The organism is Parafrankia discariae, assembly GCF_000373365.1.
Lineage (GTDB): Bacteria > Actinomycetota > Actinomycetes > Frankiales > Frankiaceae > Parafrankia > Parafrankia discariae.
This window is the reverse complement of sequence record NZ_KB891203.1, coordinates 64,921-78,564: the sequence shown is the minus strand read 5'-3', so window position 1 is coordinate 78,564 and position 13,644 is coordinate 64,921. Positions and strand designations below refer to the sequence as shown.

Here is a 13,644-nt window from a genome sequence, read left to right as displayed (position 1 = left end):
TCCCCCGTGCCAGTGGTAATGCCCCGACCACTCGGCCGGTCACGGGGAGTCGGCATCCGCACCCCCGCCGGCCAGGCCGGGCCCGCCACATGAACGAGACGCTGCCCGTGGACGTGCGGGCCCAGGTCGTGGCCTACGCCGCCGAGACCCTGGCCGACATCGCCGAGACGGTCGTCCCGCCGAGCCTGGTCGCCGTGCGCCGGTTCAAGCCGTCCCGCCGCGCGCGGCTGGGCGCCGTCCCGCTGGCGGCCGCGATCGAGCATGACGCGCAGTTCCGCGGCAGGGTGGCCGAATGGGTGCGTCGCACCTACCCCGACCTGGTCACCGCGATCACCGGCGAGGGCGGCCCGCCGCCGGCCGCCCCGCCCGCGCAGGTCGCGGCGGTCGCCTACATCCTGCGGCTCCCCGACTGGGAGGAGTTCGTCGAGGAGGCGGCCCGCTCGTCCGAGCAGGCGGTCTCCTCCGCGCGGCTCGTCGACGCCGAGCGCGAGATCGACCGCCTGCACCAGCAGGTGGAGGCCGTCCGCCGGCTCGCCCGGACCGAGCAGGACCAACTGCGCGGCCAGCTCGACCAGGCCCGGGCCGAGGCGGAGGAGGCCCGCCGCCGGCTGCGGTCCTCCGCGGACCGGGTCCGGCGTGCCGAGCTCGCCGCCCGGGAGGTGAGCGTGGCCGCCGAGACCGCCCGGGACGCCGCGCTGGCCGCGGCCCGGGAGAGCGAGGCCGAGGTCCGGCGGCTGCGCGCGCGGGTCGGCGACCTCGAGACCGCCGCCTCCGTGACCCGCCGTGACACCCGCGAGTCCCGCGGCCTCGACGAGGCGCGGCTGCGGGTGCTGCTCGACACGCTGATGGCCGCGGCGAACGGGGTCCGGCGGGAGCTGGCGCTGCCGACCACCGTCGCGCGCCCCGCCGACCTGGTCGGCCGCTCCGACAGCGGACCGGCCTTCGACCCGTTCTCCGCGGTCGGCGGCCGCGGGCGCTCCGCCGACGATCCGGCCATCATCGACGACGTCCTCGCCATCCCCGGCCTGCATCTGATCATCGACGGCTACAACGTCACCAAACGCGGCTACGGGACCCTGACCCTCCAGGCCCAGCGGGCCCGCCTGCTGGCCGGGCTGGGAGCCCTGGCCGGCCGCTCCCTCGACACCGAGGTCACCGTCGTCTTCGACGCGACGGCGGTGGTGGCCCGGCCGGTCGGGGTCGCGATGCCCCGCGGCGTGCGGGTCGTCTTCAGCCAGGCCGGCGAGCTGGCCGACGACGAGATCGGACGTCTCGTGCGCGCGGAGCCCGTCGGCCGACCGGTCGCCGTCGTGACCTCCGACCGCGAGGTGGCGGAGAACTGCGCCTCCCAGGGCGCCCGCACCGTCCCCTCGGACGCCCTCCTGGCCCGCCTCGACCGCTAGCCCCGCCCGTTCCCCGCACGCGGGCGTCGGGAACTGTCGGACCCCTCACCTAGCGTCGTCCGCGTCGAACTGGTGTCCGGTTCCGCGGTGATCGACAGGGCTCGGCGATCGGCCGGGTGCGGGGAAAGGTCAGGCGGAGCCGGGCGGCGAGCCGAGAGGTGAGCATGATGCTGATCGACTGTGATGCGTGCGCCGTGCGGGGCGTCGCGTGCGGGGACTGCGTGGTGACCGTCCTGCTGGCCCCGCCGTCCACCGGCGTGGAGTGGGACGAGGACGAGCGCCGCGCCCTGGCCGCGCTCGCCGACGCCGGGCTCATTCCGCGGTTGCGTCTCGCCCCCGGCGGGCGGCCGACCGGCCCGGAGCCGCCGCGGCCCCTGCCGCGCCGCCGCGCCGGCTGACCCCCGCCCGGGGCGGCGCCGTTCCGTGGTCGGTGGGTGCCGGGGGCGTGCCCGGGGCACGCGCGGCGCGGCCGGTTCCGGGGGAGGAGCAGCGCTCTGTGTGCGGGCGGAGGCGCTGAGCTGGCGCGTACCTGGTCGGAGGCGTCCCACCTGCGTCCTGACGGAGGTGATGCGGGAGCATGGCGGCGTGCGGGTGCTCGCTGTGACCAATGATTTCCCTCCGCGGCCCGGTGGCATCCAGGCGTATGTGCACAATTTCGCCTCGCGGTTGCCCGACGACGAGATCGTGGTGTATGCCCCTGCCTGGCGGGGGGCCGCCGAGTTCGACGCGGCGCAGCGGTTCCCGGTGGTGCGCCACCCGACGTCGCTGATGCTGCCCACGCCGGACGTCTTCCGCCGCGCGCGGGAGATCGCCCGGTCGGAGAAGTGCGACACGCTGTGGTTCGGCGCTGCGGCCCCGCTGGGCCTGCTCGGGGCGCGGCTACGCCGGGATCTCGACGCCCGCCGGGTGCTGGCCAGCACCCACGGCCACGAGGTGGGCTGGGCCGCGTTGCCCGGTGCCCGGCAGCTGCTGCGGCGCATCGGGTCCACCACCGACGTGATCACCTATCTCACCGACTACACCCGCGGCCGCCTCGGCCCGGCCTTCGGGCCGCATCCGGACCTGGCCCGGCTGCCCAGTGGTGTCGACCCGACCCTGTTCCGGCCGGGGGAGGGCCGGGACGAGACCCGTGGTCGCTACGGGCTGGGCGGCCGTCCGGTGGTGGTCTGCGTGAGCCGGCTGGTCCCGCGCAAAGGGCAGGACATGCTGATCCGGGCGTTGCCGGCGTTGCGCCGGCGGATCCCGGGCACCGCGCTGCTGCTCGTCGGCGGTGGGCCTTACCGGCAGGAGCTCACCCGCCTCGCCCGGGAGAACGACGTCGCCGAGCACGTGGTGTTCACCGGGTCGGTGCCGTGGGCGGAGCTGCCAGCCCACTACGCGGCGGGGGACGTCTTCGCCATGCCGTGCCGCAACCGGCGCGCCGGGCTCGAGGTCGAGGGCCTCGGCATCGTCTTCCTCGAGGCCTCGGCGACCGGGCTGCCGGTGGTCGCCGGGCGCAGCGGGGGAGCCCCCGACGCGGTCCTCGACCAGCGGACGGGGGTGGTCGTGGACGGCCGCGACCCGCGCGCGCTGACCCGGGCCGTCGGCGATCTGCTGGCCGATCCGGACCGCGCCCGCTCGATGGGGACCGCCGGGCGGGCGTGGGTCGAGCTCCGCTGGCGCTGGGACGTCCTGGCCGCTGACCTGCGCGACCTGCTGCTCGCCTGACGGAAGCCGGCTGCGCGCCGGCACGTCCACGTGCCTCCTGGCCTCCCGCCCCGGCGGCCCGGGATCAGGAGGCGGCCCGGGCCCCCGCGTAGATGGTCTCCACAACTGCCGCGTGGCGTTCCAGAACGAGGTTGCGCTTCACCTTCAGGCTCGGGGTGAGCTCGCCGCCGGCGACGGTGAAGTCGTTCGGCAGGATCACGAACTTCTTGATCGACTCGGCGTGCGAGACGGTGGCGTTCGCCGCGTCCACGGCCTTCTGGACCTCGGCGAGCAGTTCCGGGTCGGTGGCGAGGTCGCCGGGGGTCACTGTCGAGGGGTGCCCGTGGGCGTCGCGCCAGGAGGCGAAGGCGTCCGGGTCGAGGGTGATCAGGGCGGCGATGAACGGCCGCTGGTCGCCGATCAGCATCGCCTGGCTGATCAGCGGGTTGTCCTGGATCCGGTGCTCGAGCGGTGCCGGCGCGATGTTCTTGCCGCCCGCGGTGACGAGCAGCTCCTTCTTCCGGCCGGTGATGCGCAGGTGCCCAGTCTCGTCGAGGGAGCCCAGGTCGCCGGACCGCAGGAAGCCGTCGGCGTCGATCGCCTCCTTGGCCGCCGTCTCGTTGTTGCGGTAGCCGCTGAGGACCAGGTCGCCGCGGATGAGGATCTCGCCGTCGTCGGCGATGCGGACCGTCACGCCGGGCAGCGGCAGGCCGACCGTGCCGATCTTCAGGGTGTCCGGCCGGTTCACCGTCGCGGCCGCGGTGGACTCGGTGAGCCCGTACCCCTCGAGGATCACCAGCCCGATGCCTCGGTAGAAGTGGCAGAGCCGGGAGCCCAGCGGCGCGCCGCCGCTGATGCAGTGGTCGACCTGGCCACCCATCGCGGCCCGCAGCCTGCCGTAGACGAGGCGGTCGAACAGCGCGTACCGGGCGCGCAGCCACAGGCCGGGCCCGCCGTGGTCGAGCGCCTCGCTGTAGGCGATGGCGGTGGCCTCGGCGGCGTCGAAGATCCGGCCCTTGCCCTCGGCGTGCGCCTTCGCCCGGGCGCCGGCGTGCACCTTCTCGAAGACCCGCGGGACGGCGAGCAGGAAACTCGGGTGGACCTGCGCCAGGTCCGCCAGCAGCGTGGTGGTGTCCGGCGCGTAGGCGATGCAGCGCCCGCTGTTGATGATGGTGCACTGCATCGTCCGCGCCAGCACGTGGGCCAGCGGCAGGATCATCAGCGTGGACGCGTCCTCGGTGAACACCTCCGGCATGGTCGCCGCGGAGCTCATCGCGTTGAACAGCAGCGCGCGGTGGGCGAGCTCGCAGCCCTTCGGTCGTCCGGTGGTGCCGGAGGTGTAGATGATCGTGGCGATGCTGGCCGCGGTCACGCCGGCCCGTGCGGCGGCGAGGTCCTCCGCGCTGACACCGGCGGCGGCCCCGGCCTCGGCCAGGGTGGCGAGCGCGCCGCCGTCCAGGACGAGGACCTCATGCAGGGTGGGAAGCTGGTCGCTCACCGTGGCGACGAGGGCGGCGTTGGCGTCGGACTCGACGACGGCGAGAACGGCCTCCGAGTCCGACACGATCCACTCGATCTGGCTGGCGCTGGACGTCTCGTAGATCGGCACGGTGACCGCGCCGGCGACCCAGATCGCGTAGTCGACGACCGTCCACTCGTAGCGCGTGCGGCTCATGATCGCGACCCGGTCCCCAGGCCGCACGCCGCGGGCGGCGAGGCCGGCGGCCGTGCTCACCACCAGGTCGCGGAACTCCCGCGCGGTCACGTCGGCGAACTGGCCACCCGACTTGTGGCGGACGATGACCTTCTCGGGAATCCGTGACGCGTTGGCGAACACGGCATCGCTGAGAGTCATGTCATCCGCCACGGTGACTCGGGCGGGAGAGGTGTACTCGCGCACGGGAACTCCTTGGCTGGCGGCGGGCCGTTCCGGGTGGCGTGCCGTGTGGCACTGGGTCACGCTGTCCTGGCGCCGCGTGACACCGGGCCTGCGTGACACTGGACCATGAGTGGCGCTGGACCTGAGTGGAACCGGACCTGGGGGCACTGACGGGAGGGCGGTCGGTGATCGGAGAGCGGTTGGTCAAGTGACGTTAGCCTGTGAGCGCGGCCACGGCGAGCCGTCCGGGCCCGGCTGTTCTCGGTGCCGCGGCATCGACCCGCCTGTGCGCTTTCGGGTGCGGGTGCTGTGGAGGAGACCCAACTCGCCCTAAGCTCTCTGACGTGCGAGTGCATGTGGTGAGCGACGTTCACGGACGGTCGGACGCGCTCCCGGGCGCCGCCGCGGGTGCCGACGCCTTCGTCTGCCTCGGCGACCTGATCCTGTTCATCGACTACTTCGACCACGGCCGCGGGATCATGGGCGACCTGTTCGGCGCGGAGGCTGTCGGCCGCATGATCGAACTGCGCACCGAGCAGCGCTTCGACGAGGCCCGGGAGTGGTCCAGGAAGCTCTGGGCGAGCGTCGAGGGCGACCGCGCCGACATCGTCGAGGCGGCGATCCGGCGGCAGTACGCGGCCATGTTCGCCGCGTTCCCGACGCCGACGTACCTCACCTACGGCAACGTGGACCTCCCCCACCTCTACCCCGACTTCCTGCGGGACGGGATCACCCTCCTCGACGGCCAGACCGTCGACATCGGCGGGCTGACGTTCGGTTTCGTCGGTGGTGGGCTGCGCACGCCGATGAACACCCCGTACGAGATCGACGACGAGACCTACGCGGCGAAGGTGGCCGCGGTCGGCGCGGTCGACGTCCTGTGCTGCCACATCCCGCCGCACGTCCCGGAGCTGGTCTACGACACGCAGGCCCGCCGGTTCGAGCGCGGCAGCGTCGCGGTGCTGGAGGCCATCCACGAGACACAGCCGCGGTACGTGCTGTTCGGTCATGTGCACCAGCCCCTGGTCGCCGAGCTCGAGATCGGCGCGACCCGATGTGTCAACGTCGGTCACTTCAACGCGCGGGGCGCGCCGTACGTCCTCGAGTGGTAGGGCACCCGGCACCGCGCCCGGGTTCCGGTAGCCTCAACGATCGATCGGGTAATCGTCCGGCGGCCCGGGACGTGGGTCCGCCGAACGGGTCCGCCGAACGGCTCGTCGAGACGGGCCGGCGGCCCGGCCCGGACGGGGCCGGCGGGTCCGACCAGGCCCCGCCGGGGCAATGAGATGTGGAGGTGCTGGCGGCTATGGCGGACCACGCGCAGTCGTCGATCGTCATCGAGGCCCGGCCGGCCGTCATCATGGGGGCCATCGCCGACATCGCCGCCTACCCGACCTGGGTCGGTCAGATCGAGCAGGCCGAGATCCTCGAGGTCGGGCCGGACGGCCGCCCGCGGCAGGCACGGTTCCGGATCAATGCCGTCGTGGTGAAGGACGAGTTCGTCAACGAGTACACCTGGAAGGGCGACGAGCACGTCAGCTGGAGCCTTGTCTCCGGTGAGGCGATGTCCACCCAGGACGGTTCCTACACGCTGCGTGATCTCGGTGACGGCCGTACCGAGGTGACCTACGACCTCACCGTCGAACTCAAGATCAAGATTCCCGGCCTGCTTCGCCGGAAGGTGCAGGGCGGCATCGTCGACGCGGCGCTCAAGGACCTCAGGAAGCACGTCGAGAAGCTCACCGAGAGCTGACCATCCGGTGCGATGTGTGCTCCTGACGGGCAAGGGTGGTGGTGGGACCACCACCGTGGCGGCGGCGACGGCGACCCTCGCGGCCCAGCGCGGCCACCGGACGCTCGTGGTCTGCACCGACCCGGCGGCGGGCCTGGCCGGCATCCTCGACCATCCGCTCGGCCCGGGTGAGGTCGAGCTCGAGTCCGGGCTGTCGGGCCTCCAGCTGGACCTGCGCCACGCGTTCGCCGAACGCTGGCCGCAGGTGCGCGCGCTGATCTCGGCCGCGGCCCCCGCCGCCGGTGTCGACCTCCTGGAGGTCGAGGAGCTCGCCGGCCTGCCCGGCGCCCTGGAGGCGCTCACCCTGCTGGAGCTGCGCGACCGGCTCGAGTCGGACCGCTACGACGTCGTGGTCGTCGACGCCGGTCCGGCCAGCGCCGCGCTGCGGCTGCTGGCCAGCCCGGAGACGCTCGCGTGGGGCTGTCGCCGGCTCGGTGCCCCGGACGGCGCGCTCGCCCGCTGGATGCGCCCGTCGTTGGCGCTGCCGGGCCGGCTCACGGGTCGGGTGGCCGCGATCGCCGGGCCCGCCTACGAGGCGGTGTCGTGGCTGGCACGCCTGGCGCGGGACATGCGCGCCCTGCTCGCGGATCCCGTCGTGACCAGCGTGCGCCTGGTGCTCACCCCCGAGACGGCCGCGCTCGCCCAGGCCCGGCGGACCCTGAGCGCCCTGGCGCTGCACGGCATCGGCGTGGACGCGGTCGTCGCGAACCGGGTGATCGCCTCGGCCGGCGGCGACGCCTGGCGGGCCGGCTGGGCGGCGGCGCACCGTCAGCAGCTGATCGAGATCGGCGAGTTCGTCGCGCCGCTGCCCGTGCTCACCGCCGCGTACCGGGCCGGCGAGCCGCTCGGGCTGGAGGAGCTCGCCGCGTTCGGCGCCGCGGCCTACGGCGACCTCGACCCGGCCGCGGTGCTCAGCGCCCACCGGTCCGGGGAGGGGGCGGCCCCACGGGTCGAACGCACCGAGGGCGGCTACGCCATGTCGTTCGGCCTGCCCTTCGTGGACCGGTCGGAGGTCGACCTCACCCGGGTCGGTGACGACCTCGTCGTCAGCGTCGGCGCGCACCGGCGGCTCGTCCCGCTGCCCGCCGCGCTGCGCAGATGTGACGTGTCAGGTGCCCGGCTGGCCGACGAGCGGCTCGTCGTGTCGTTCGTCCCGGACCCGGCCCAGTGGGTGCGCGCGTGAGCCCGCCGGACGGGACCCACGGGGCGCCCCGGGAGGTCGTCGGCTCGCTCGCCCAGGAGGCGGCGCTGCTGGCCGCGGCCGTCCGGGACTGGGCGGCGGCCAACGGCGGCCCGGACACCGCGGACGGTCGTTTCGACACCGCCGACGGGCAGCCCAACGTGGCGGCGCCCGCCGGCTCAGCCTCCGGCGCCACGGCCTCCGGCGCCACGGCCCCCGGTCCGGAGGGACCGGACGCGCACGGCGGCCGGGACGACTCCTGGCCGTGCTGCGCCTGCCCGGTCTGCCGGGTCCTCGCCAGCGTCCGGGAGGAGCACGCAGAGGTCGCGGGCCATCTGATCGACGCGGCCGTCTCACTGGGCGCGGCGGTGCGCACCGCCTGGGCCGTCCGGGGCGCCGGCGGCCACCACGATCAGGCCGCGGGCGACCCGACCGGCCGGCCCGATCGGGCCGGCCAGACCGACCGGGCCGACCCGGCTGGCCCGCGACCCGAGTCGACCGGCCGGGAAGGTGGCGAAAGGCCCACCGAGGATCGGATTCGTCCGGCCGAGAGGGGGCAGGGTGGCGGCACCGGCCACGAGCCGTTCCCGGTGCCGGGCTTTCCGGCACACGGCTTCCCGGCACACGAGTTTCCGGCACCAGGCCGGCACCGCGAGACGGGAGCCGGCGGCACACCGTCCGCGGGGTCGAACCGACCCCGCGTCCAGAAGATCGATGTGAGGTGAGCGCACAGTGACCACCGGGTCAGCGACCGCCCCCGAGGGGGACGGCGACCTGGCGATCGGAGTCGACGTCGGCGGGACGAAAGTCGCCGCCGGTGTCGTCGACGCCCAGGGCAGGATGCTGGCCTCCGCCCGACGACCCACCCCGAGCCATGCCCCGGCCGAAGTCGCGGACGCCATCGCCGAGCTCGTCGCCGGGCTTCGCCAGGAGTACGACGTCCGCGCCGTCGGCATCGGTGCCGCGGGCTGGATCGACCGCGACCGCTCCACCGTGCTGTTCGCCCCGAACCTCGCCTGGCGCGACGAGCCGTTGCGCGAGGACGTCGCGCAACGGGTCGGGCTGCCCGTGGTCGTCGAGAACGACGCCAACGCGATGGCCTGGGCCGAGTACCGCTTCGGCGCCGGGCGCGGCCAGACCGACCTCGTCTGCGTCACCGTCGGCACCGGTATCGGCGGCGGCATCGTGCTGGACGGCCGGCTGCACCGCGGGGCGTTCGGCATCGGCGCCGAGATGGGCCACATGCAGCTGGTCCCCGGCGGCCACCTGTGCGGCTGCGGCAACCGCGGCTGCTGGGAGCAGTACGCCAGCGGACGGGCCCTCGTCCGGGTGGCCCAGGAGATGGCTACCGCGTCCCCGGAGGCGGCCCGCCAGATGCTGGACGGGCGCACCGTGGAGGAGCTGAGCGGCCCGGACGTCACCGCCGCCGCCCAGGACGGCGACCCGGCCGCGGTGAAGTGCTTCGAGGAGATCGGCCACTGGCTCGGCCAGGGCTTGGCGAGCCTGACGGCGATCCTCGACCCGGGCCGCTTCGTCATCGGCGGCGGCGTCTCGGACGCGGGGGAGCTGCTGGTCGGGCCGGCCCGCGCCCAGTACCGGGCCGGGCTGTCGGGCCGCGGGCACCGGCCGGAGGCCGACGTGGTGGTGGCCACCCTCGGCTCCTCCGCCGGCATCGTCGGCGCCGCCGACCTCGCCCGCCGGTAGCCGACCGACCGGGCTGCCGCCCGGGGCGCTCCCGCGCGGATCGGGGCGGATCAGGTCCGGTAGTCGGGGACGAGCTCGGTCGCCAGCTGTTCGAGGAAGAGGCCGGCGTCGGCGACCACCCCGAGGGCCTGGGCCGAGGTGAGGTCGGTGAGGCCGGAGACGATCGACGGGCTCGTGTCGACGCAGGCCACCGGGACCGATGCCGGCAGGATGTTGCCGGTGGCGACCGAGTGCAGGGTGGTCGCGACCATCACGGTGAAGCCGACGCCGCGCAGCGCGGCCCGCATCGCGCGCTGCCCGGCGACGACGTCGGTGTACACGTCGGGCAGCGGGCCGTCGTCGCGCACCGAGCCGACGAGGACGAACGACTTGCCGGCCTTCACCATCGCGTGCATGACGCCCTTGGTGACCAGGCCGGACTCGACCGCGGCCCGGATCGACCCGGCCCGGCGGATCGTGTTGACGGTGCGGATGTGCTGCTCGTTGCCGCGCTGCACCCGCCGGCTGTGCGGGGAGCCCAGGCCCAGGGTGCTGCCGAACAGGGCCCGCTCCAGGTCGAGGGTGGCCAGGGCGTTCCCGCCGAACAGCACGTCGACGTAGCCGGCCTCGACCAGGGCGGTCAGCGCGCGGGAGGCACCGGTGCTGACCACCGCCCGCCCGGCCACCCACAGCACCTGGTAACCCTCGGCCTTGACCTCGCGGATCTGGCGGGCGATCGCCTTGACCAGCACGGCCTGCGGCTGGGCCGCGGTGGAGCTGAACGTCGACATCGACGCGAACTCGCCGTGCAGCCGGGTCGAGTGGTCCGAGACGGGCAGGACGACCTTGACCCCGTCGATGCCGCAGACGATGGCGTCGCCGGCGCGGACGTCGGCCACCGGGACGGTGCGCACCCGGCCGCCGGAGACGACGAGCCCGCAGTCCATCTCCGGGTGCTCGACGGGCACCCACTGCCCGTCGAGGTGCACGACGGTCTCCAGGTTCGTCGTCGAGTAGAAGTCCTCCGGGAACACGCCGTCCGCGTCGGCCACGCACAGCCGCGCCTCGCCGGGAACCAGCTTGTTCACCCCGTGCACCTGGACCCGCATCAGGATCCGGGCCAGCGTGGACGCCGACTCCGCCCCGACCGTGATCACGGCGTGCGACTCGTCGTCGTGGGTCCGGCCCAGGTCGATCTTGTCGACCCGGTAGTCGCCGCCGTAGGCCACGACGTCGTCCAGCACCCGCGCCAGCACACCGGTGTCCATCAGGTGCCCGTGCACCTCGACCTGCTCGTGGAAACGCACGCCGCCGTCCTTCCGCCGTCATCTGTCGGTCGCCGTACCCGACGCCGCGCCGGCAGGTCGGGCTGGTTGGAGCAACGCCGACGGACCGGACGCGCCTGGGGCGCGTCCGGTCCGTCGGCGCGATCAGACGACCGCGCCGTCGTCCGGTCCGTCGAAGTCCGTCGGCGGCCGGTCGCCCATGCGGGCCACGAGCGTCCCGACGCCTCCGAGAATGAGCAGGACGCCCGCGACGTCCTGAGAACGTGACTGGTTGAGCCCGATCAGGGTCGGGACCACCAGGATGGCGACGCCGAGCGCGATGGACCCCAGCGCCCAGCGGGTGACCGGCCGCAGCTTCGGGACCGGCGGCGGTGGCGGCGGCACGTAGTGGTCGTCGTCCGCGCCCGGATAGTCGGGGGTGTCGCGGCCCGCGGTGCCGAACGCGGCCCGCACGGCGGCGTCGAGCCCCGCGATGCCGTCGAGCCGGGAGCGGCTGTCCCGGCCGCGGCCGTGTCGCGCGCGGTCCGCTTCGTCGGCCGCCGCGGCCTCGTCCCGGTCGGTGCTCCGCCGGTGGTCCGTACCGGCGTCCCCGGCGCCGGCACCGGTGCGGTCGGTGTCGGCCGGGTCGCTGCCGGCGCGGTCCGGGCCTGTCCCGTCGAGGTCCGCCGGGGCGGCGTCGGCCGCGCCGGTGCCGGGCGGCGTCGGCGGGTCGGTGCGCTCGGCGTCCGGGTCGGCGAGGTGGCGCCCGTCCGGCGGCATGCCGTCGGGCTGGCGGCCCGCCGGCCTGACGATGATGACGGACGGCCGACGGGGCTCGTCGACGTCCTCGGCGGCCGGCCACAGCCGCTCGCCGGTCGGTGGCTCCTGGTCGAACCGGGCGATCAGCTCAAGGAAGGCCGCCTCGTCGGCGGCCGGTGAGCGGCGCTCACCGGGAGAGCGCTGGCCCGCCCCCGCCCGCCCCGGGGCACCGGCGGTATCGGTGGAACCCGCCGTCCGCGGCGGGCCGGTGTCCGGCTCCGTGCGGTCCTCCCGCGCCTCACCCGGGCCGGCGGCGCCCGCCTCCGCGCTCGGCGCCTCCGCCCGGGGTGGCTCCGCCTTCGACGGCTCCGCCGGACGGCCCGATGCCGACGCTCCCACGGCGCCCGAACCACCGGCCTGCCCGGGCTCGCCCGCGGCGCCCGCGGCGGGAGGTGACGTCGGTTCGGTGGGGATCTCGTCGGGATCCGCGTCCGGCTGCCCGAAACCCGCCGGGTTCTCAGGCATGACGACCCGGCCCCGGCTCGGGCTGACCGGAGCCGGCCGGCCCCGCCCCCGCGGCGACGAAGTCGATGCTCCCCTTGAAGATCGTTTCCTTGTCGTGGTCGAGGGTGGCCACGTGGTAGCTGTAGTGCAGCAGCCGTTCCTCGACGGGCGCGGCCGTGAGGCCCGCCAGCAGCAGGCGTCCGGACGTCGGCTCGACCACATGGTCGGTCACGCTGCGGTAGGCCAGCACCGGGCACATCACCCGGCCGAGGTCCGCCAGGGTCACCGCCCACAGTTCCCGCAGCGAGGCGAACGCCCTGGTCGGTACGCGCGAGTAGCCGACCTCCGTCGCGGCGGGATCACGGATGTCGTTCGCGACCCCGGGAACCGTCGGCAGGATCCGCCACAGCAGCGGCGCCAGCGCGGCCGTTCGCCGGTCCGTGCCGAGACTGGCGTTGACGGTGACCGCCCCCGCCACCTTGGCACCGTGCTCCTCGGCGAGGCGCAGCGTGAGCGTCCCGCCCATCGACAGGCCCATGACGAAGACCCGGTCGCAGGAGGCGCTCAGCCGGCCGAAGGCCGCGTCGGCGGCGCCGTACCAGTCCTGCCAGGTCGTGCCGGCCATGTCCTGCCACCGGGTGCCGTGCCCGGGCAGTCGTGGGCAGCTCACCCGCAGGCCGGCCGCGGCGAGGTGGTCCCCCCACAGCCGCATGCTCTGCGGCGAGCCGGTGAAGCCGTGGACGAGCAGGACGCCGACGCCGTCGGCACTCCCGCCGTCGAGATCGAAGGGCTCGGCGCCGGGCAGGATCGCCGGCCCCTGGACTCCCGCCATGGTGATCCGCTCCCTCCGCGTCGAGCGCCCGCGCGCGCCCGCCGCGGTTCATGACGTGGGCGCCTCGGTGACCGTGCGTGCGCCGTGCTCCATGCCGGCCTGTGTCGCCGACCTGTACTGCCGGCCTGTGTCGCCCGGGCTGTGTCGCCGACCTGCGCCGCCCGTCGCCGCGCTGGGAAACGACGCCGACCCTCGCATGCTCGCACGCCCCGGGCCGACTGGCCATGGCCGTGTGCCTTTCCATCATCCCGGACGAACCGGTCGTCGCCGGAGTGTGTTCCCTCCGGTGCGCTCCGCGGGCCCGGCGCGTTCCAGCGGCACCGACCGGCAGGATGTCGGCACGCCGTCGCCTCGCCGTCACCACTCCGCCACCGTCCCGTCGCCGTGACGTCGCCGTGACGTCTCGGCGCTGTCGGTGGGACACGCGGCGGGCCCGCTCCCGGCTCGCCGGGCCCGCGCCGGACAATGACACACCGATGTCGGTGCCGCGTGGGTGGACGACGTCGTGAGGGGTCCATATGGTCACCCCGGGCAACCCGTTCAGGTCCGATCCCCGTCCCGGGGTCGTGGCGCTCGCCCTGACCCACCGTGTCGGGCCCGCGCCCGGTCGCCGGGTGGGTTCGGGCGCGGACGTCCGGGAATGCCGTCAGTGGGCGGCGGT

At 74.8% G+C, this 13,644-nt stretch carries 12 protein-coding genes; 8 read left to right on the top strand and 4 right to left on the bottom strand.

Annotation, left to right across the window (positions count from 1 at the left end):
* Positions 1-89: 89 nt before the first annotated feature.
* The 3 genes from B056_RS0111255 (at position 90) to B056_RS0111245 (ending at position 3,110) form a co-directional block, all read left to right on the top strand.
* Positions 90-1,403 carry an NYN domain-containing protein gene (locus tag B056_RS0111255; protein ID WP_018501961.1) on the top strand — a complete coding sequence of 438 codons (1,314 nt, stop codon included), beginning with the start codon at positions 90-92 and terminating at the stop codon, positions 1,401-1,403.
* A 167-nt stretch (positions 1,404-1,570) separates the two neighbouring features.
* Positions 1,571-1,801 (top strand): hypothetical protein, encoded by a 231-nt coding sequence (locus tag B056_RS36140; RefSeq protein ID WP_026239572.1) that lies wholly within the window; start codon positions 1,571-1,573, stop codon positions 1,799-1,801.
* A gap of 169 nt (positions 1,802-1,970) precedes the next feature.
* Positions 1,971-3,110 carry a glycosyltransferase family 4 protein gene (locus tag B056_RS0111245; RefSeq protein ID WP_020572440.1) on the top strand — a complete coding sequence of 380 codons (1,140 nt, stop codon included), beginning with the start codon at positions 1,971-1,973 and terminating at the stop codon, positions 3,108-3,110.
* Positions 3,111-3,174: 64 nt separating this feature from the next.
* On the opposite strand, the gene B056_RS0111240 is transcribed toward B056_RS0111245, so the two are convergent.
* Positions 3,175-4,989, bottom strand: a complete 1,815-nt coding sequence (locus B056_RS0111240; protein WP_026239570.1) for an AMP-dependent synthetase/ligase — start codon at positions 4,987-4,989, stop codon at positions 3,175-3,177.
* 323 nt (positions 4,990-5,312) lie between these two features.
* Here B056_RS0111240 and B056_RS0111235 point away from each other — a divergent pair, with 323 nt between their 5' ends.
* From B056_RS0111235 to B056_RS0111215, 5 genes are all read left to right on the top strand, one after another.
* Entirely contained in the window at positions 5,313-6,080 is a 768-nt protein-coding gene (locus tag B056_RS0111235) for a metallophosphoesterase family protein (RefSeq protein ID WP_026239569.1), read from the top strand.
* Between the two features lie 194 nt (positions 6,081-6,274).
* Positions 6,275-6,721, top strand: coding sequence for an SRPBCC family protein (locus B056_RS0111230; protein WP_026239568.1), 447 nt, complete (start codon positions 6,275-6,277; stop codon positions 6,719-6,721).
* Positions 6,722-6,728: 7 nt separating this feature from the next.
* On the top strand, positions 6,729-7,943 hold the full coding sequence (locus B056_RS0111225) for an ArsA family ATPase (protein WP_026239567.1): 1,215 nt from the start codon (positions 6,729-6,731) through the stop codon (positions 7,941-7,943).
* The gene (locus tag B056_RS0111220; protein WP_154676977.1) at positions 7,940-8,665 is read left to right on the top strand and encodes a hypothetical protein; all 726 of its coding nucleotides are present in this window, start codon (positions 7,940-7,942) and stop codon (positions 8,663-8,665) included. The genes B056_RS0111225 and B056_RS0111220 overlap by 4 nt, the downstream gene beginning before the upstream one ends.
* 7 nt (positions 8,666-8,672) lie before the next feature.
* Positions 8,673-9,644, top strand: a complete 972-nt coding sequence (locus B056_RS0111215) for an ROK family glucokinase (RefSeq protein WP_018501952.1) — start codon at positions 8,673-8,675, stop codon at positions 9,642-9,644.
* 50 nt (positions 9,645-9,694) lie between these two features.
* Here the strand turns inward: B056_RS0111215 and B056_RS0111210 are convergent, their stop codons facing one another.
* The 3 genes from B056_RS0111210 to B056_RS0111200 all read right to left on the bottom strand — a co-directional run bounded on the left by B056_RS0111210 (position 9,695) and on the right by B056_RS0111200 (position 12,983).
* The gene (locus B056_RS0111210; protein WP_018501951.1) at positions 9,695-10,930 is read right to left on the bottom strand and encodes an ornithine cyclodeaminase family domain; all 1,236 of its coding nucleotides are present in this window, start codon (positions 10,928-10,930) and stop codon (positions 9,695-9,697) included.
* A 123-nt stretch (positions 10,931-11,053) separates the two neighbouring features.
* On the bottom strand, positions 11,054-12,172 hold the full coding sequence (locus tag B056_RS39400) for a hypothetical protein (RefSeq protein WP_051105595.1): 1,119 nt from the start codon (positions 12,170-12,172) through the stop codon (positions 11,054-11,056).
* Complete coding sequence (locus tag B056_RS0111200; RefSeq protein ID WP_018501950.1) at positions 12,165-12,983, bottom strand: alpha/beta hydrolase; 819 nt, start codon at positions 12,981-12,983, stop codon at positions 12,165-12,167. The genes B056_RS39400 and B056_RS0111200 overlap by 8 nt, the downstream gene beginning before the upstream one ends.
* Positions 12,984-13,644: the final 661 nt, after the last annotated feature.